The sequence below is a fragment of the Anaerohalosphaeraceae bacterium genome (genome assembly GCA_035378985.1).
In the GTDB taxonomy this organism is placed as follows: Bacteria; Planctomycetota; Phycisphaerae; order Sedimentisphaerales; family Anaerohalosphaeraceae; genus JAHDQI01.
Genome location: DAOSUR010000017.1, coordinates 1 through 19,328, shown reverse-complemented (window position 1 = coordinate 19,328; position 19,328 = coordinate 1). Strand labels below are relative to the sequence as shown.

General features: G+C 57.0%; 15 protein-coding genes. 8 read left to right on the top strand and 7 right to left on the bottom strand.

Annotated elements, in window-relative coordinates; translation table 11 throughout:
- Positions 1 to 219: 219 nt before the first annotated feature.
- The 3 genes from PKY88_11175 to PKY88_11165 form a co-directional block, all read right to left on the bottom strand.
- Positions 220 to 1,206, bottom strand: coding sequence for an FAD-dependent oxidoreductase (locus PKY88_11175; GenBank protein ID HOQ05763.1), 987 nt, complete (start codon positions 1,204 to 1,206; stop codon positions 220 to 222).
- Positions 1,207 to 1,227: 21 nt separating this feature from the next.
- The gene (locus PKY88_11170; GenBank protein ID HOQ05762.1) at positions 1,228 to 2,562 is read right to left on the bottom strand and encodes a hypothetical protein; all 1,335 of its coding nucleotides are present in this window, start codon (positions 2,560 to 2,562) and stop codon (positions 1,228 to 1,230) included.
- Between the two features lie 1,063 nt (positions 2,563 to 3,625).
- Positions 3,626 to 4,684: a M42 family metallopeptidase gene (locus PKY88_11165; protein HOQ05761.1), complete on the bottom strand. Its 1,059-nt coding sequence runs from the start codon at positions 4,682 to 4,684 to the stop codon at positions 3,626 to 3,628.
- 148 nt (positions 4,685 to 4,832) lie between these two features.
- Between PKY88_11165 and PKY88_11160 the strand changes: the two genes are divergently transcribed.
- The 7 genes from PKY88_11160 (at position 4,833) to pyrE (ending at position 9,998) form a co-directional block, all read left to right on the top strand.
- On the top strand, positions 4,833 to 5,597 hold the full coding sequence (locus tag PKY88_11160) for an SDR family oxidoreductase (protein ID HOQ05760.1): 765 nt from the start codon (positions 4,833 to 4,835) through the stop codon (positions 5,595 to 5,597).
- Between the two features lie 23 nt (positions 5,598 to 5,620).
- The gene (locus PKY88_11155) at positions 5,621 to 6,328 is read left to right on the top strand and encodes a site-2 protease family protein (GenBank protein ID HOQ05759.1); all 708 of its coding nucleotides are present in this window, start codon (positions 5,621 to 5,623) and stop codon (positions 6,326 to 6,328) included.
- 10 nt (positions 6,329 to 6,338) lie between these two features.
- Positions 6,339 to 7,289: an aldo/keto reductase gene (locus tag PKY88_11150; GenBank protein ID HOQ05758.1), complete on the top strand. Its 951-nt coding sequence runs from the start codon at positions 6,339 to 6,341 to the stop codon at positions 7,287 to 7,289.
- A gap of 56 nt (positions 7,290 to 7,345) precedes the next feature.
- Positions 7,346 to 8,779 carry an adenylosuccinate lyase gene (gene purB / locus PKY88_11145; protein HOQ05757.1) on the top strand — a complete coding sequence of 478 codons (1,434 nt, stop codon included), beginning with the start codon at positions 7,346 to 7,348 and terminating at the stop codon, positions 8,777 to 8,779.
- A 60-nt stretch (positions 8,780 to 8,839) separates the two neighbouring features.
- Positions 8,840 to 9,139, top strand: coding sequence for a nucleotidyltransferase domain-containing protein (locus tag PKY88_11140; GenBank protein HOQ05756.1), 300 nt, complete (start codon positions 8,840 to 8,842; stop codon positions 9,137 to 9,139).
- Complete coding sequence (locus PKY88_11135; protein ID HOQ05755.1) at positions 9,123 to 9,395, top strand: DUF86 domain-containing protein; 273 nt, start codon at positions 9,123 to 9,125, stop codon at positions 9,393 to 9,395. The genes PKY88_11140 and PKY88_11135 overlap by 17 nt, the downstream gene beginning before the upstream one ends.
- Positions 9,396 to 9,473: 78 nt before the next feature.
- Positions 9,474 to 9,998, top strand: coding sequence for an orotate phosphoribosyltransferase (gene pyrE / locus PKY88_11130; protein HOQ05754.1), 525 nt, complete (start codon positions 9,474 to 9,476; stop codon positions 9,996 to 9,998).
- Here the strand turns inward: pyrE and PKY88_11125 are convergent.
- The 3 genes from PKY88_11125 to PKY88_11115 form a co-directional block, all read right to left on the bottom strand.
- A complete protein-coding gene (locus PKY88_11125) occupies positions 9,995 to 10,645 on the bottom strand; it encodes a phosphopantothenoylcysteine decarboxylase (GenBank protein ID HOQ05753.1) in 651 nt (216 codons plus the stop codon). The genes pyrE and PKY88_11125 overlap by 4 nt on opposite strands.
- Positions 10,646 to 10,656: 11 nt before the next feature.
- Positions 10,657 to 11,751, bottom strand: coding sequence for an ATP-dependent 6-phosphofructokinase (locus PKY88_11120; GenBank protein ID HOQ05752.1), 1,095 nt, complete (start codon positions 11,749 to 11,751; stop codon positions 10,657 to 10,659).
- A gap of 174 nt (positions 11,752 to 11,925) precedes the next feature.
- Complete coding sequence (locus tag PKY88_11115; GenBank protein ID HOQ05751.1) at positions 11,926 to 15,237, bottom strand: carbohydrate-binding protein; 3,312 nt, start codon at positions 15,235 to 15,237, stop codon at positions 11,926 to 11,928.
- A gap of 266 nt (positions 15,238 to 15,503) precedes the next feature.
- Between PKY88_11115 and PKY88_11110 the strand changes: the two genes are divergently transcribed.
- Positions 15,504 to 18,260: a family 43 glycosylhydrolase gene (locus tag PKY88_11110; GenBank protein ID HOQ05750.1), complete on the top strand. Its 2,757-nt coding sequence runs from the start codon at positions 15,504 to 15,506 to the stop codon at positions 18,258 to 18,260.
- A 58-nt stretch (positions 18,261 to 18,318) separates the two neighbouring features.
- On the opposite strand, the gene PKY88_11105 is transcribed toward PKY88_11110, so the two are convergent.
- Positions 18,319 to 19,328, bottom strand: a 1,010-nt coding sequence (locus tag PKY88_11105; protein ID HOQ05749.1) for a transketolase C-terminal domain-containing protein, incomplete at its 5' end; no start/stop codon positions are given.

The following is a 19,328-nucleotide window of genomic DNA, read 5'->3' as shown; positions in this document are numbered from 1 at the left end:
TATTCCAGTATGTCAAAAGCGTTTTGGTATTTAAGGATTTCAAGAGTATTCAGAAAATGGTGAATGGGGGAAGCCCTCTGACGGACTTCTTAATCAAGCGCTTTTACGGCCCATGTCCTAACTGAAAAGACGTATTCATGGTCTTTTTTCTGCGATATGTACGTATTTCTCTGTGTACTCGCACGAATCGAGCGTCATACAAAAGCGCTGCTGAGAATCTCACAGTGATTCAGCCAGGGGTTGAGTCCACCAGGCGGGGTCGCGGAGGTAGTGTTTCATCCACATAGCGGCGTTGACGCCGTCGGCGACGGCGGTGACCAGCTGCATGGCTGCCCCGATTCGGCAGTCGCCGGCGGCAAAGACGCCCGGGACACGAGTCCGCAGATACGCCGGCTCACAGCGGATAAAGCCCGCCTCCGTAAGGTCCACAAAGTCTTTCAAGAAACCTGTGTTGGGAACCATTCCCACGAAGATAAACACGCCGTCGCAGGGCAGCTGTTCGACCTGACCGGTTCGAACGTTTTTGAGCAGGACCCGTTCGACCCGGCCGAAACCCTGAATTTCCGTCACAACCGTATCCAGCCGAAGCGTGATGTTGGAGTCTTTCTGATTGACCTTCTGCATCAGTTCTTCGACAAGGACCTTGGTGGCGCGGAATTCACTGCGGCGGTGGACCATATAGACTTTTTTGGCGTATTTGGCCAGGTGCAGGGTGTCCTCCACGGCCGTGTTGCCGCCGCCGACGGCAACGACGACCTTGTCCTTGAAGAAGGGGGCATCGCAGGTGCCGCAGTAGCTGACGCCGGCACCGGCCTGACGAAACTCCTCTTCGCCGGGCACACCCAGTTTTCGATAGGAGCTGCCGGGGGCCAGGATGACCACTTTGGCGTTGTACACATCCTGTTCGGTGCGGGCTTCAATGAGGCCGTCGCTGCGGCGCTGAAGGGACAAGACTTCCTGGTTGGTTCTGATGTCTGCACCGAAGGTCTGGACCTGTTCCACCATTTTCAGAATCAGGTCGGGACCGGGGATATTAGCAAAACCGGGGTAGTTTTCGATGCGGTCGGTGGTGAGGATTTGTCCGCCGGGATAGAATTTTTCGAGGACGACGGTTTTAAAACGGTCGCGGGCGGCGTAAAGAGCGGCGCCCAGTCCCGCCGGTCCGGCCCCGATAATCAGGCAGTCTGCGGAATTTGTTGTCTTCATAAGATTTATTCCAACTTGTTTCTATCTCTGTAAAGCGAACATTCCTGAAGGACTCTGCTTTAGGACGATTTGGTCCGGTTTTGAGAAGGAAGGGTTAAAACGCCGCAGGTCGGCTTCGCCGGCGGCTTTCCAGATGCGGGCGGGCTGACCGGGTATGGCCTCCAGCCGGGCCAGCAGGTTTTGTTTCGTATCGAAATAGTATTCTTCATAATTTTCCGAATGATGAAGGAACTGGACTTTCACGGCATATTCAGTTTGTTCCGGAAGATTTGTCTTGTTTTTGGGTTCAGAGCGGGAAACCAGGACGGGCACAACCTGGCCGAAAGAAGCGATGATGTCCAGGACAGCTTCGGATTCGTCTGCATTGAGCATTGCTCGGGCCGCCAGCGGCAGGAGAATCTCGGGTACGGCCTCTTTGGCCGGCCAGCAGACGGTTTGCCGACGATAAGAATCCTCGATTTGCATGGAGCCGTCCGGCAGTCGTCGCACCTGAGTTTGAAGAGGTCCGCGACGAGTCTGGCGGGCGGTGGTCCAGAGGAACTCGGACAGGTTTTGTGCGGATTCAAAACGGCTTACAGACTGCGGAGAGTCGTTCTGCCGAAACACCTGTTCCTGTTCGAAAGCAGCCGCAAGGTCCTTCTCTGACTTGACAGCAGCTGTTTTGGAATATCCGATAGGTCTGCCGGAAACCGGAGACAGAAGAAAGATTTCCGCCCGCTGATGCAGATTTTCCAGCCATTGCGGATAGAGACGGCTTGTCAGGTCTTCGAAGAGCTGCCGGCCGACCTGGCGGCGGGGATCGGGACGAAACTGAACCCGGGCGGCCAGCTGTTCGAAGAGGTCAGGCAAATCGTAATGCTCTGAATAACTTTTCAGCTGGAGAAGGAGGATGCGGCCTTTCTGCGGTACGGCTGCGGCCAGTAGGATTTGTTCGCCTTCGGCCCGGGAAAAGAGCTGGATTTGAGCAAAGGTCAGCGGTCCCTGGAATGTCTGGACGGCACTGACGGGGCCGCTGAATTGACGGGCGATTTGCTCCAGCAGGGCCTGAGGAGCAAGGGGCTGATCGGCCAGTTTGTACTGCCAGCGGACTTCAGACGGAGGGCTGCCCCGCATTGAATAGGTCGCGACCAGAGTGAAACTGTTATCTTGTTCGTAGCTCCACTCGGTAAGATTTTTCCAGCCGGGGCCGGCCGGCAGCACAACAGACAATCCTTCTCCGGGCAAAAGAATGGGCTCGGAAAGCTGAATGGCTGAACGTGCTTTAACCAGCAGCATCGCTAACCCTAATCCTGCGCCAAACAACAGCAGCAGAAAGGCGGATGCAAAAGATGTTTTGTCCAGATTGTTTGGTTTCATAAGGAGGCATCTTATCGGCGGTGCCTGCGGTTTTCAATCGAAGATTCAGACGGGAAACCGGATAATTGATTTTCAGAGAAGAATGGATTATCGGACTTTCGGCCGGAGTAATAATGGAAAAGGGGGCATTTTCAAGAGTTTAGCAGATTGATTTTCAGAAACTGTTTTTTTTGACCGATGAAAGCAACTGGATATGCCCACGATACGCGAACAATTTACAGTTGGGTATTAGGGATACAATATGACCATTGAAACTTCAACGAATCAGATAGAATATCTGGAGGGAAGTGGTCTTGTTAATCTCATATCGCTGGCGGCCTTTCACCAGAAAACAGGGGTTATGACTTTTTTAGCCTCCGGCCGCTGGCAGACGGTCCGTGTGAGTATCCTGAAATGCGCCGACCAAAATGTAATTATTGAAGCATTCCCAGATGGACAGACGATTTCCAAAAACATAAGAATAAACCAACCAGTTGGTCTGTCTTTCCGGATGGATTTTTCGAAATATATTTGTGAAAGCACAATTGTGGGGCTCGATTCAGCGGTTCTGGAAGGTCAAAATGGGAAAGTTCTTCTGGAACGGCCGCATCGGATAGAAAAGATTCCGAGAAGGGCCTATCAAAGGCAGTCTGTTCCGAAAGATTTGAATATAAAGGTTCTTTTTTGGCACCGGGGGTTTCTGGAGAAAGCCGGTATAGTACCGGCAGATTGCTACTGGCAGGGACAGCTGGCAGACCTTTCGGCAGGGGGGTTGCGGATGATTGCGGGACTGGAAAAAAGGGATTGCTTTTCTATCGGTCAGGTTTTTGGGATTCAGTTTACTCCGCTGTGCTACCAGAAGCCGATTTTGGTCGAAGGCCAGCTGCGGCATCTTCGGGAGGACAAAGAGACCGGCACCCTTTGGATGGGGATTGAGTTTTTAGGGCTGGAAACGAGTGTGGAGGGACGGGCCGTTCTGCAGCGGCTTTTGGAGACGGTCGCAGAATACAGCCGGCTCAATGAAGAGTCGGACACGTTAGAGCCGCCGTCGAGGCGGCCCGTTCCACTTAATGTCTGCCGGAAGTCAGGGCCGATAGTCCCGCTGGTCGGGATGAGCGGCCAGAAATTCCGTCAGAAGTTTGATGCATGCCTCCAAATCCTTCAGGGAAATCACCTCAACCGGTGTGTGCATATAGCGGTTGGGGATGCTGATGAGTCCTGCGGCCGCCCCGCCGCGGCAAAGCTGAATCGCGTTGGCATCAGTGCCGGTTCCGCGGGGCTCTGCCGTAACCTGAGTCGGGATTTTGTGGGCTTTGGCGGCTTTGAAGAGGTCTTTTTCGAGGATGGGGTTGATATTCGGGCCTCGATGAAGGATGGGGCCTTTGCCGAGGGAGACCTGGCCGGTTTTCTTCGGGTCGGTGTCGGGATGGTCGCTGGCAAAGCCGACATCGACGGCGATCCCGGCGTGCGGATGGATTTTGTACGAGGAGGTGATGGCCCCGCGAAGGCCGATTTCCTCCTGGACTGTGGCGACGCCGATGACGGAGATTTTCAGTTTGCGGCGGGAGAGGGCCCGAATGACCTCGGCGACGACGAAGGCACCGGCCTTGTCATCGGTGGCCCGGGAGACGATTTTGTCGCCGTTGAGCCGCCGATAGGGGACATCGATAACCATCGGGTCGCCGATTGCCACGCGCTTGAGGGCGTCTTTTTTGCTGGAGGCGCCGATATCCACCCAGATGTTTTCCATTTCGACGGCCTTTTTCCGTTCTTCGGGGGTCATCTGATGGATGGCTTTGCGGCCGATGACGCCGAGGACGGGGCCGTCGGCGGTGCAGATTTGCACCCGCTGGCCGATAAGCAAGGCAGGGTCCATTCCGCCGATTTGCGCGGTATAAAGGTATCCTTTGTCGTCGATATGGGTAATCAGCAGGCCGATTTCATCCACATGGCCGGTAATCATAAACTTAAACTCGGCATCGGGATTCAGGACGGCGAAGCTGTTTCCGTGCACATCGGTTATCATCTGGTCGGCATAGGGTTTGACATAGTCCCGCCAGACTTTGGCGGCGGGCTGTTCATAGCCCGAGGGGCTGGGGGCTTCCAGAAGGTTCTGCAGAAACTGTTCGGATGCTTTATTCATACTGTCTGACCTTTCTGTGTTTTCGGCATAGAGCCGTTGTTTTGTTAGGTTTTTCAAAAACGGACAGTCGGGGCGGATTGTACCGGATGAGGTCGGCGTCGTCCAGAATCTTCTGGAGTTGGGAGCGTCAGGCGGGTATATAACAGGTATGGACCATTCAGAATTCCAAGGCAAAACGGCTGTGATTACCGGCGGGGGGCGGGGAATCGGGCTCTGCATCGCCAAAACCTTTCTGGAGGCGGGGGCCTCTGCGGTGCTGGCGGAGGTCGAAGCCCGGCTGGAGCCGAAGGCCCTGGCTTTTTTGAACAGCCCCAATGTGCTGTTTATCCAGACCGATGTCTCAGAGGAGGCATCGGTGGAGCGGATGGTGCGGCGGACGCTGGAGCGGTTCGGACGGATTGACTGTCTGGTGAACAATGCGGCCGTCGCCAGAAACGGGCCGGTCACGGAACTGTCTTATGAGGACTGGCGACGCGTGATTGATACGGATTTGTCGGGGGCGTTTTTGTGTGCAAAGCACTGTGCGGCGGCCCTGAAGGAAACCCGCGAGGCGATTGTGAATATCGCCTCCACGCGGGCGCTGATGAGCGAGCCGAACACGGAGGCGTATTCGGCAGCCAAAGGGGGTCTTGTGGCGCTGACACACGCTCTGGCCGTCAGTCTGGGGCCGCAGGTGCGGGTCAACTGCATCAGTCCCGGCTGGATTGATACAACGGCGTATCTGCACGGGGCGCCGTCGCCGTGGGTGATTCGGCCTGAGGACCACGCGCAGCATCCGGCCGGGCGGGTCGGCAGACCGGAGGATATCGCCCAGATGGTGCTGTACCTGTGCAGCCGACGGGCGGAGTTTATCACCGGACAAAACTTCGTTCTCGACGGCGGGATGACCAAAAAGATGATTTATCTTGAGTAACCCCTTTTCGGAGAGTGCCGGTTATGACGGAAGATACGCTGGTGTTGGGCATCCTCTGGTATGGGGTGTTTTTGTTCTCGCTGGTCTTTCACGAGGCGGCGCATGCGCTGGCGGCCTGGCGGATGGGGGACCGGACGGCCTGGGAGGAAGGGCTGGTGTCTTTGAATCCGCTGCCGCATCTGAAGCGGGAGCCGCTGGGGATGATTGTTTTTCCGTGGCTGTCGTATGCGGCCTGGGGATGGATGCTCGGCTGGGCCGGCACGCCGTATCATGCGGAATGGGCCCGGTTGTATCCGAAGCGGGCAGCCTGGATGGCGCTGAGCGGGCCGGCGGCCAATCTGCTCTTGGTGCTGGCGGCGGCCGGAGCGATTCGGCTGGGGCTGGCGCTGGAGTGGTTCTGGCCGGCGGACCGTACCGGGTTTATGACTGTCGCCCAGGCCCGGCAGGATGGGCTGCTGCAGGGGATAGCGGTGCTGCTGAGCATCTTGTTCAGCTTGAATCTGGTGCTGTTTTTGTTCAATATAATGCCGGTAGCGCCGCTGGACGGGCAGGCCTGGATGATGCTGGTGCTGCCGGAGCCGGCGCGGACGTATTATCAGATGCTGATGAGTGTGATGCCGGTTCGTCTGATGGGATTTTTCCTCGTGTGGACGCTGCTGGGGCGCGTGTTTGCACCGGTCTTTCGACAGGCGGTCAATTGGCTGTATATCGGATATTCGGCGTCTTATTGAGGGCGGACGGATGAAAACGCGGCGGCTTGGACAGACGGATTTGGAGCTGACGGTCATCGGGCTGGGGACCTGGGCAATCGGCGGGCCGTGGCAGTACGGCTGGGGGCCGCAGGATGACCGGGATTCGCTGGAGGCGATTGGGGAGGCGATGGAATGCGGCATCAACTGGATTGATACGGCCCCGATTTACGGCTGCGGGCATTCGGAGGAGATGGTGAGCCGAGCACTGCGGTCGATACGGCCTCGTCCGTTTGTGGCAACCAAATGCGGTCTCTTGTGGAATGAGCGCCGGGAGAAAATCAGCTGCCTGGATGCAGACAGTATTGCCGCCGAATGCGAGGCCAGTCTGAAGCGGCTGGGGGTGGAGGTGATTGATTTGTATCAGATGCACTGGCCGCAGCCGGCCGAGCAGGTGGAGGAGGGTTGGGAGGCGATGGTTCGGCTGGTTGAGCAGGGCAAGGTGCGGTATATCGGGGTGTGCAACTGCGATGTGCCGCTGCTGGAGCGGCTGGCGAAGATTGCCCCGCCGGCGTCTCTGCAGCCGCCGTACAGTATGCTGAGGCGGGACATTGAAAAAGAGATTCTGCCGTACTGCGGGAAGAAGAAAATTGGGGTCGTGGCCTACAGCCCGCTTCAGAAAGGGCTCCTGACGGGCAAGTTTACGGCCCAGTACCTGCGGACATTGCCGCCGGATGACCATCGGATTGTATCGGACCCGAATTTCCGTCCGCCGCTGTTTGACCGCAATCTGGATAAAATCGAGCGGCTCAAGAGTGTGGCGGCCCAGGCGGGGCTGACGATCGGCCAACTGGCGATTGCGTGGGTGCTGCGGCGGCCGGAAATTACCTCTGCGATTGTCGGGGCCCGCCGGAGAGGACAGATTCGCGACTGGGTGCCTGCGGCCGATGCAGAGCTGCCGGAGCCGCTGCTGGAGGAAATCGAGAAAATCCTGCATGCGTGAAAGCGGCGGGACAGAACCAATCGGACAAACTTTCAGAATTGACGGGAAACAGGAGTATGGCAAAAGAGATGTCGGTTTATACCAGCCCGCTGGTGGAGCGGAATGCCTCGCGGGAGATGGCGGAATTGTTCGGGCCGGACAGTCGGTTTCGTACATGGCGTCGGCTTTGGCTGGAACTGGCCCGGGCCCAGAAAAAGCTGGGACTGAAGATTACCGAGGCCCAGCTTCGCCAGATGCAGCAGCATCTGGAGGATATCGACTACAAGAAGGCGGCGGCGTATGAGCAGAAGCTGCGGCACGATGTGATGGCGCATATCCACACCTTTGCTGATGCCGCGCCGAAGGCCGCCGGGATTCTCCATTTGGGGGCGACCAGCTGCGACATTACGGACAATGCCGACCTGATTCTGATGCGCCGCGGGATGGAGATTCTGGCGGGCAAGCTGGCCTGTCTGATTGACCGGCTGGGCCGTTTCGCCCGGCAGCATCGGGCGCTTCCGACGCTTGGGTTTACGCATTTTCAGCCCGCTCAGCTGACGACGGTCGGCAAGCGGGCGGCGCTGTGGGCGTATGATTTTGCGATGGATTTGGAGGAACTGGAGCGGCGGATACAGGAGCTGCCGTTTCGCGGCATTAAAGGCACGACCGGCACACAGGCGTCGTTTCTGGCGCTGTTCGGCGGCAGCCACAGCAAGGTGCGCCGTCTGGAGCAGATGGTTGCCGGGGCCTTCGGGTTTTCGAAGGTCTGTGCCGTGACCGGCCAGACCTATCCGCGAAAGCTCGACAAGATGATTGTGGATGTGCTGGCTTCGATTGCGCAGTCGGCGCACAAGATGTGCAATGATATCCGCCTGCTGGCTAATCTGAAGGAGATTGAGGAGCCGTTTGAGAGCTCGCAGGTGGGTTCTTCGGCGATGGCGTACAAGCGCAATCCGATGCGGTGCGAGCGGGCAACGGGCTTAGCGCGGTTTGTGCTGTCGCTGGCCGCCAGTCCGGCGATGACCGCCTCGGTTCAGTGGCTGGAGCGGACGCTGGACGATTCCTCCAACCGCCGGATTGTGCTGGCGGAAAGTTTTCTGGCCGTGGACGGGATTCTGGAGATTCTGATTAACGTCGCATCCGGACTGGTGGTTTATCCGAGGGTGATTGCGGCGCATGTGGAGGCGGAACTGCCGTTTATGGCGACGGAAAATATCCTGATGGCGGCCGTGAAGGCCGGCGGCAACCGGCAGGAGCTGCACGAGCGGATTCGAGTGCATTCGCATGCGGCGGCCGCACAGGTCAAGCAGCACGGAAAGAAAAACGACCTGCTGGAGCGGCTCCGGAACGACCCGGCCTTTGCCAAAGTGGATTTCCGCAGGGTGCTCAACCCGAGGGAGTACATCGGTCGGGCTCCGCAGCAGGTTGATGAATTCCTTAGCAGGGTCGTCAGTCCTATCCGCCGCCGGTACCGCCGGCAGCTGAAGCATACCGCTCAGCTGAAGGTGTAGTTTCAAAAACAGCCAAGGGTTCTTGTTGCGGACATTTTGCTGAATGATATAATAAGCGTTATGGGAAAACTCACACCGGAACAAGTTGTCAGCACCTTAAACAATCATGCGGAGCATATTCGCGGATTTGGGGTGACACGTATCGGTTTGTTCGGGTCCTATTTGAAAGGATGTGCCGGAGAGGAAAGCGATCTGGATTTTCTGGTTTCTTTTGAGGACCCGACCTTTGATAAATACATGGAACTGAAATTTTTTCTTGAAGAGCTTTTTGGAAAAAGGGTCGATTTGGTGATAGAGGAAAATCTCCGGCCTGCATTTGCCGATGTCAAGAAGGCCGCCCGTTATGCCGAGGCAATATAAAATCTATTTGCAGGATATTCTCGAAGCTGCCGACAAGATTTGCCGTTATACCGAAGGGATGACATATCAGACCTTTTGTGAGAATTCACTGGTAGTGGATGCGGTTGTGCGGAATCTTCAGATTATCGGAGAAGCAGCCAAAAAGATTCCCAAAGAAGTTCGGCAGGCACACAGCCGGGTAGAATGGCAAAAAATCGCCGGCTTGAGGGATATTCTGACTCATGAGAATTTTGGAATCAATTTTAAAATCATTTGAGGTGTTGTTGTGAACAAAATACCGGAACTGCAGCGGCAGATTCAGGAAATTGTCCGGGAACAAAACTGAGAGAAAAAAATGGATAAAAATCAGCTGGCCAGGCGGATTAAGGATGCATCGTATCTGGAGGGGGATTTTGTTCTGCGCAGCGGCAAGCGCAGCAAGTATTATCTGGACAAGTATCTGTTCGAGACCCAGCCGGATATCCTGCGGGCGCTGGGAAAAGAGTTCTGCAGGCATCTGTCGCCGGAGGTAACGCGGATTGCCGGAGCGGAGCTGGGCGGGGTGGCGCTGGCGGCGGCGGCCGCGATGGAGTGCGGCAGGCCCTGGGTCATCATCCGCAACAGCAAAAAGGACTACGGCACAGGCAAGATGATTGAGGGTCGGCTCGAACCGGGCGATGTTGTGCTGCTGGTGGAGGATATCGCCACGACCGGCGGGCAGGTGCTCGAAGCGGCCAAAATTATCACCGAGGCCGGCGCGCGGGTGGACCGGATTGTCTGTGTGATTGACCGCAAGCAGGGGGCACGTGAAAATATCGAAAAAGCGGGCTATCGCTTCGAAAGCATCCTGACCAAGGAAGACCTCGGCATTACGGATTAATTGGCCGCAAAGAGTTTTTCTATTGTCCGAATGATGCAGCCGGCGGTGCGCTGCTTGCTTTGATAAGGCAGGGCCAGCCAGGGACCGGACGGGGTTTTCAGGAAGACGGCGGACTGCTCGGCGCCGATGGCGTCCGGTTTGTTGGCAACAATCAAATCAAGATTTTTCTTGAGAAGTTTCTGCTCGGCGTTTTGTTTGAGATTTTTGTCCTCGAGGGCGAACCCGACCAGAATCTGTCCTTTTTTTTTGTGCCGGCCCGCCCAGGCCAGGATATCGGGCGTCGGTTTGAGCCGGAGCGTCAGGATTCTCTTGCCCTTTTTCATCTTGGTTTTTTCTTTTTTGACCGGTGTGTAGTCCGACACGGCCGCCGTCATAATCAGGCAATCACTTTTGGGAAACTTATCTTTCACGGCCCGGAACATATCCTCGCAGGAGACGACGCGAAGGAGTTCGGCCTGAGCCGGGGGCTTAAGAGTCGTCGGGGCCGAAATCAGGGTTACATGGTGGCCGGCTCGCAGGGCCGCACGGGCCAGGGCATAGCCCATCTGTCCGCTGCCGGCGTTAGACAGAAAGCGGACCGGGTCAATGTATTCCCGCGTGCCGCCGGCTGTGATAAGAATTCGCCGTTTCTTTTTCGGTGCAGCCATATTGGTTTGCTTTAGACACCAAAACTGGTTCCGACGGCTTTGGCGGCGGCAATCAGCGGGTCTTTGAGCGGAACGGTTTTGATTTTGCCGGCCGCGCGGCTGAGGGGAATCGAGCCGAGCGAACCGTTTTTCCAGATGACCAGGTGGTTTTGGACCCCCTTCATCAGCAGTTCGAGGGCGTAATAGCCGAACTGGGTGCCCATGTTGCGGTCAAAGGGGGTGGGGGTGCCGCCGCGCTGAAGATGACCGAGGTTGACGCCGCGGCAGGACAGCCCCGTCATTTTGGACAGCTGCTCGGCCAGCACGTACGAGACGCCGCCCAGCCGAATCGGGTCGGGGCTGTCGGATTCCTTTTTGAAGACGACCATTTTTCCGCCTTTGGGTTTGGCGCCTTCGGCGATGGAGATGATGCTGAAGCGGCGGCCTTTGCGCGAACGGGCCAGGACGACTTCCGCCACGCGGTTCAGGTCGTAGGGAATTTCGGGAATCAGAATCACATCAGCTCCGCCTGCGGCGCCGGCATGCAGGGCAATCCAGCCTGCATAGCGGCCCATCACCTCGACAATCATCACGCGGTGGTGCGAACTGGCGGTTGTGTGAATCTTGTCGATAGCCTCGGCGGCGGTTGTTACGGCGGTGTTGAAGCCGAACGTCAGGTCCGTGCCGTACACATCGTTGTCGATGGTTTTCGGCACGCCCATGACTGTCAGGCCCTTTTTGGCAAAGGCGGCGGCGGAGGCCATTGTGCCGTCTCCGCCGATGCAAATCATCGCCTCGATGCCGTGCTTTTCGAGGTTGGCGATGCACAAATCGGACACGTCGCGATTGCGGACGGTCTTGCCGATGGGCATCGGATAAGCGAAAGGATTGGTTTTGTTGGAGGAGCCCAGAATCGTGCCGCCCAGCGTGAGGATGTTGCTCACGTCGTCAAAAGTGAGCGGACGGATGCGGTTTTCAATCAGCCCCAGATAGGCGTCTTCGACCCCGTACACCTCCAGGCCATACTTGTTGATGGCGGTTTTGGTGACGGCGCGGATGACGGCGTTCAGACCGGGACAGTCGCCGCCGCCGGTCAGGACGGCGATTCGTTTGATTTTCTTTGCCATAGTCAGGCCCTTTCGTTTCTGTGGATGATGCCGTTTACTCTATCGGCAATCCGGGAAAAAACAAGGGCTTCGGCAAAGAAAAGGAGAATTTTTGAACGGCCTTCTCTGCTTTCGCACCAGCGGCATTTCCGCCAAGGAGGTTCCTGACGCAGATCGGCGCAGGGTATGCTGTTTTTATGGGCAGGCAGCGGGCTGGAGGTTGGGGCCGGTAACGGTCATGGAGTCGATGTTCGCCAGGCCGCCGGAGGCCGTCGCTTCCAGACGCACCGTGTACGTGCCCGCCGGCAAAGAGACCTGAGCTGCTGCGGTTGTGCTCCAGCTTGTCCAGGCCCCCGTCACCGGAAAGGCGATGCCGGATACGGCGGCTGTGCCGTTGATGAGCAGATTGGCCGGACGGGCGGCTGTGCTGCCGTTGGCAAACCGCCAGACAAACGTATAAAGGCCGCCGGCTGCAATGCGAATGCGGTAGGTAATGCCCTTGCCGACGGCATTGTCGGTATTGGCATAACCGCTGCCGGTGTAGCCGGCGTGTTCGTTTTCAATTACCCCTTCGACCCCGCAGAAACCGGCTTCATTTTCCTGAATAACAAGGACGGAGTTGGGGGGATTGGGCAGAGCCGACACCTCGTTTGAAAAGGCGGATTCCCCGCCGCTGCTGACGGCTGTCACAACATAGTAATACGGGATGCCGTTCTGGACGCTGTCGTCAAAGTAATCGGAGGACAAAACCGGGGAAGCATTCAGTTTCGTATAACCGCCGCCGGAAGTTGTCGAACGGTACACATTGTATCCAATGACGGAGGCTTCGGCGCTGTCATCCCAATCGAGCAGCACGGCGCCGTCATCGGCCTCGGCGGTCAGATTCGCCGGCGGCAAAAGCGGATGGATATCGAGCATCCAGTTCCCCGCCAGAATGCTGAATTCGTACAGGTCCACGGCACAGTCGCCGTTGAGGTCCCAGGCGGAGCTTTCGGCGCAGTCGGTTTCCAGCCAGGCTGAGGCAAAGGCGGGCAGGTCGTCGATATCGACCCACTCATCGGCGTTTGTGTCTCCATACAGCCCGACAAACCACGGCGACAGATACTGTCCGGCAATGACCTGCCGGTTCAGCCCGGGGCCTTCCCAGGCGACAGCCAGATGATCGGAACCGCTGTCTTCTTTGTGGAGAACCTCGATGAAGTATTTGCCTTCGGCAGTCAGGAAAATCGGAGCAGACCGCTGCGAGGGGGATTGGTCCCATTGACGCGGGGCGGTTCCGCCGGACACAGAGGCAATCAGAGCGGCGTTGGCCGGCGAGCCGTCCGTACTGAGCCGCAGCTGGGCCTCACTGTCGGCGGCGATATAGAAGGTGTACCATCCCGAAGCGGGCGGATGCAGATAGCCGCGGATGCGGGTCCCATAGGAATCCGCCCAGTTGGTCGGGCCTTCGAGATTGGCCGGCCAGTCGCGCCCGGACGGAGCGTTCGGATACAGCGGATGGGCGGTCAGATGGCTGACCGTGCCGCCGGCGATTCCGGTCCAGGTTTCCCGCAGGATTCGTCCCATTGCCGTTGTGCTGATTGTAACGGGGACTTCATAGAGCGTATCCGATTCGTTGCCGTAAATGTCCTTTGCCGTCACAGCATAATAATAGGTTAGACCGGCAGAGACGTCGGTATCGAGGAAGGCCGACTCGGTTATGCCGGAATTCGTCAGGAGGATATAGTCCCCTGTTGGACCGACGGCCCGATAGACGCTGTAGGCGGCCCAATCCGCTTCGGTATTGTCCAGCCAGTCCAGCAGCACGGTACCGTTTTCAATCCGTGCCCACAGACCGGCCGGCGGCGCCGGGGGCGTCAGGTCCATCGGTGAGGCAGAAACCTGAACCGAATGGATGGATTCATTGGCTGATGTATCCACGGCCGTAACTACATAATAATAGGTGGTGCCGTTGCTCACATTGGTATCCGTATAGGCAGGACTGGTCAGGAGGATGCCGTTGAGTTTGACGTATCCGCTGCCGGAAACTGTAAAGCGATACAGATTGTAGCCGGCCAGGTCGGGTTCTGTATTGGGATTCCAGGCGAGCTGGACGATATTTTCGCCGGCGGCGGCCGTCAGTCCCGTCGGAGCGGCGGGCGGCTGGGTATCGCCCTGCACCAGCCAGTTCAGATAGACTTCCAGATTTGTGTAATCCGGGTCAAGCGTGTAGGAATTTCGGTCGGCGGGATTGGAGGGATTCAGCCCGTTGGCCGTTTCCCAGCAGTCCGGCATTCCGTCGTGATCACTGTCTGTCGGGGCCGGTGCGGAAGCCAGCGGCGGCCAGAAGCGGTTCAGCACCTCCGGCGGGTCGGTCGGAAGGGGGGTATTGTAAACGAAAGACCCGGTGCCGTTGATAACATCGCTGACAATTCTTTGGTCTACGGGGTCGCGGACCAGACTGGCTCCGGCGGAAGCCAGGACGTCCTGAAGGGCCTGATAGGCGGAGGTGGTGGTTACCGGCTCCATAGGAATTTCGTAAGAGCGGGCCTTGTAGGCATCAATTTCGGCGGATGTAAACCCGTTGAATGTGACCAAATCCCACTGATTGGGATAGATGGTAACGGTATTGTAATTGGCTCCGTGGGCATTGCCGGCCCAGTAGGCGTAGGCATATTTGCAGTCTTCTTTGAAGGCCTTGTTTCCGGAGGAGCCAGGTCCGCAGATAAAGACATTGCCGACGAAGTTATAGCGGCTCATTGTATCTGTGTCGGCATTATAACCCGGATGCGTGCCGGACCAGTTATAGACTACATTATTGCGGAAGTCGAAGTAAAGCCCGTCCGGGTCGGATGCGATTTTGGTGTAGTTGCCCGGACGGGGATTCCGCCCTTTGTTATGGGCATACAGATTGTGGTGATAGGATTTCCGTTCTCCGTACTGGCCGCGAATCAGAGAACCGTAGCTGTGATTTTCGAAGGTCAGGGCCTCACTGAGGATGCACCACTGAACGGTGACGTTGTTGGAGCCGTCCTGACAGGAGATAGTCTCGTCCCGTGCATAGGAGGCGCTGACGTGGTCGATGATGATGTTGCTGCCGCCGGCGATGTCGATGGCATCCCCGCTGGAATTTGCGCCGCCCGCGTCGACGCGCACCCGAATGTAGCGAATAATGACGTTGTCGGCGCTGCTTAGGTAGATGCGGCCTTTGATGCAGATGCCGTCGCCCGGGGCGGTCTGGCCGGCGATGGTGGTGTTGGACTTGGGCCGCAGGATAACGTCCCCCAGTTCAATCGTTCCGGAGACCCGAAAGACAATCGTGCGGTTGGGCTGACTGACGGCATCGACAATCGAGCCCGGTCCGCTGTTGTTCAGGTTGGTGACTTCATAGACGGTTCCGCCGCGTCCGCCAGCGGCAAAACGCCCGGCCCCCTCCGCTCCCGGAAAAGCCAGGGGGATGGAAAAGGCCTGCGCGGAAAAAAGAGAAAAAAGAAGAATGGACACCGTCAACTTGCCGGTCTTTTGCATTCTCAACTCCCTGCGGTGCTGAAAGGATTTTCTGGCGGTTCTGCTGGCATGTCGGCCTGCCTGTAAGGGTGCTCACAAACGCCCCCGAACCCAATAATCAAATCCAAAGAGAATTATAAGGAAAAGAGAACAGGAAGACAAGAAAAAACTATATATGCTGTATCCGGACAGGGTATATCTTTTTCATTTTTCTAAAAAATTGTCTAATTTCATACAATAATTGGTATATGATTGATGGAAACCTTATTTTAGGGGGGTCAGGCAAAATGACAAGGCAGGCAGGCAAAGCAGGCACCCGAGCAGTAAAACGACATTTTTTTTCTTTGCTGTTCATCCTCTCTTTGTTTTCTTCGGCTTATGGTCTGGAAATTACAGGCACAATTACTTGTCATGACCCGTCCACAATTATTTACGAAGACGGCCGCTACTGGTATTTCTCGACCGGAAATAACTTGTTAAGTCGTTATTCAACAGATTTGGTCACGTGGTATTCCGGTACTCGGCCTTTCAGTTATTCCAGCGGTGTTCCCCCTTATATGGCATCTTATTTGGCTACGTGTGAGGGAAGCGGGCCGTGGAATCTGTGGGCGCCGGACATCATTAAAGTCGGGGATTTATATTATCTCTATTATTCCCGCAATATGTGTTATGACTATAATTGTACGGAACAATCCGTCTGCGGGCTGGCGATTGGTTCGAACATTTTGAATCGAGATTGGGTGGACCAGGGTTCTGTTTTGTGGACGAGTTTGTGCACGGATTATCGGCGGAGCATCGATCCGGCACTTTTGTTTGACACGGCCGGCAATCTGTGGCTGGCGGCCGGGTCATTCGGACATCCGAGCACAAACGGCTGGATATATGGGGGTATTTGGCTCTATCAGATAGACCCTGCTACCGGCAAGGTCAAAAGCGGAACGACCCCGACGCAGCTGGCGCGGGCATGGATTGAGGCAGCTTATCTTTATTATAAGGACGGCTATTATTATCTGTTTTTCAATCAGGAACGCTGCTGTGCGGGCGTGAACAGCACGTATTTTATCCGCTATGCACGGGCCGCGAATATCACGGGGCCGTATTTCGACCGGGATGGAATCAATGTTCTCACGCAGGATACCGGCTCGCTGTTTTTGGGACGGGATTATACGGCTAATTACAATACAGACGGCTCGCCAAAACCGGAGCTGGGCTCGGTTGGGCGGGAAATCGGGCCGGGTCATATCGGGATTTTCACCGCTCAGGACGGGCTGGAGATGTTCTCATTTCATTTCTATGATGCCGATGACAACGGGATAGCCAAGCTCGGGCTTCGTACGCTGATTTGGGGGGATGACGGCTGGCCGCGGGCCGGCTGGAATCTGCCGGATGGAAACTATGCGATTGTCTGCGGAATGAACCGGGACCCGGGTGCGCCGGCAGGGGGCCTTTATCTGGAGGCGACGGATGCCTATACCGACACGGTGCAGATGAACACCTGGAAGGGCGGGACGGACCAAATCTGGACGTTTACACGGGTGGGGCTCAATCAGTATAAAATTACCTGTCTGGCCAACGGCAAGGTGTTGGCGGTTGTTAGTCCGGACGGAAACCCGAGCAATATTTATGGGCCGGGCAAGCCGGTCAAACTGGTGCCTTACAGCAGCACAAACAATGCCCATCGGTGGTATGTTGTTCAGACAAACAACCGCGGCTTTCGAATGCTGAATGTCGCCACGTCGATGGCGCTGGAGGTCGCTGGTGCACAAAATGCGGTCGGGGCTTCGCTCGACGTGGGCGGCTGGGATTCGTCACAGCCGGGGCATCAGTGTTTCTGGCTGACGCCGGCGGGGATGTATTCGATGGAGATGCAGTACGGCGGGCTGCCGGCTTCAGTGGCCAATACCAGTTCAGGCACGCGGTTGGCACTGGCCGACTGGAACGGGTCGAATCTTCAGAAGTGGCGGTTTATCCCGACGTTTGACGGCTATACGAAAATTGTTAATGTCGCCAGCAGTCTGCCGGTCGATTTGCGGAACGGTTCGTTTTCGGATGGTGAGTATATCCGCCAATGGACGGACTTGAACAATGATGCACAGAAGTGGGCGATTGAACCGCTCACGGACAGCTCTTTCCGCATTCTCAATAAGATTACGGCCAAAGCCGTATCGGTTGCCGGCTCGACCAGTGGGTCTTACACGCGTCAGTGGCGATGGCTTCATACGCTGGCTCAGCAGTGGCGGTTTACCCAGCAGGCGGCCTCGCCGAATGCCCGTGTGTGGACGGGCGGCGGCGTATCCGGAGATTGGTCTGAGATTGCCAACTGGGATGTACCCTCGTATGGGGCGGATAATCTGCTGTTCGGCGGGACGCTTCAGACGGCAGCGAACAACAATCTGGCAGCCGACAAGCAGGTCAACGGGATTCGGTTCCTGAATACGGCGGGAAGTTTTACCCTTTCGGGAAACCGAATTATGCTGCTGGGGGATATTGTCAACGAGTCGCCTTTTATGCAGACGATTGGGATGCCGCTTCAGCTGGCGGGAGGCAGGCGGTATTTGCTGGCTGCGCAGGCGGGGGATTTGATTGTCAGCGGGGCAATCAGCGGCGATGGACACCTCGCCAAGGGCGGCGCCGGAATGGTGACGTTAGCAGGCCCGTGCACCTACACCGGGGCTACACGCATTCTGGCGGGCACCCTGAAGATGGGGGCTGACCTGGCTTTGCCGACTTCGACGGACCTGACAATTGAGTCAGGAGCGGTTCTGGATTTGAACGGGCGCGAAATTACGGTCAGTACCCTCACGAATCTGGGAACGATTGTCAACAGCAGCTGTCAGGGGGCTGTGCTGAATGTCCTGACGCCGCCGCAGACATGGGTCCTGCCGGGCAATGGGATGAACGGCCTTGCGGTTTTGGCGGAACATTGGCTTTCGGCCGATTGCGCCGGGCCGGACTGGTGTATGGGCGCCGACCGCAATCAGAGCGGGCAGGTCGATTTGGCCGATTTGGAAACCCTCGCAGCCGAATGGCTTCTTTGTCAGTAAAAAAAAGACCCTGCGGGAAACAGGGTCTTTTTTTGATTATGATTGTCGAGAAGAATTACTATTTTGCCGCGGCGAGAGATTTTTTAGCGGCGGCGGCGACGGCCTCCGGCGTGATGCCGAAGTTTTTGTAGCAGACCTTGTACGGCGCCGACACACCGAACGTGCTCATCCCCACAAACTCGCCCCACGGACCAATCCAGCGGTCCCAGCCCATCCGCACGCCGGCTTCAACACCAATGCGTGCTTTGACCGAGGAAGGGATGACGCTTTCTTTGTAGGCGGCGGGCTGGCGTTCGAAGAGCTCCCAGCAGGGCATCGAAACAACCTGCGAACGAATGCCTTCGGCGGCAAGAATCTCGCGGGCCTGAAGGGCGATGTGCACCTCCGAGCCGGCCCCCAGCAGCAGCACCTCCGGACGGTCATCCTTGATGAGGACGTAAGCCCCTTTGACCAGATTGGCGGCACTGGCGTATTTGCTCTGGTCGAGTACGGGAACTCCCTGACGGGTGAGGGCCAGCGCGATGGGCTGATCTCGATGTTCGAGGGTGTATTTCCAGGCCTGGGCGGTTTCGTTGGCATCGGCCGGACGAATCACCAGCAGGTTGGGAATCGCCCGCAGGGAGGCCAGGTGCTCAACGGGCTGATGGGTCGGGCCGTCTTCACCCAGCCCGATCGTATCGTGCGTAAAGACGAAGATGGTAGGATACTTCGACAGGCACGCCGCCCGCAAAGCGCCGCGCATATAATCGGAAAAGACCATAAAGGTGCCGCCGTAGGGGCGAATCAGACCGCTGACGGCCATGCCGTTCATAATGGCGGCCATGGCATGTTCGCGGACGCCGCAGCGGATATAGCGGCCTGTGAGATTGTTTTTCTGGAAATCTGTCGCACCTTTGAAGCGGGTGTTGTTGGAGGGTGTCAGGTCGGCTGAACCGCCGATGACCAGCGGCAGGTGCGGCATCAGGGCATCAAGTGTTTTGCCGGATGCCTGCCGTGTGGCGACGGACGTGCCCGCCTCGAATTTCGGCAGCAATGGTTCAATCTCCATTGGAAGCCGGCCGGCCAGGG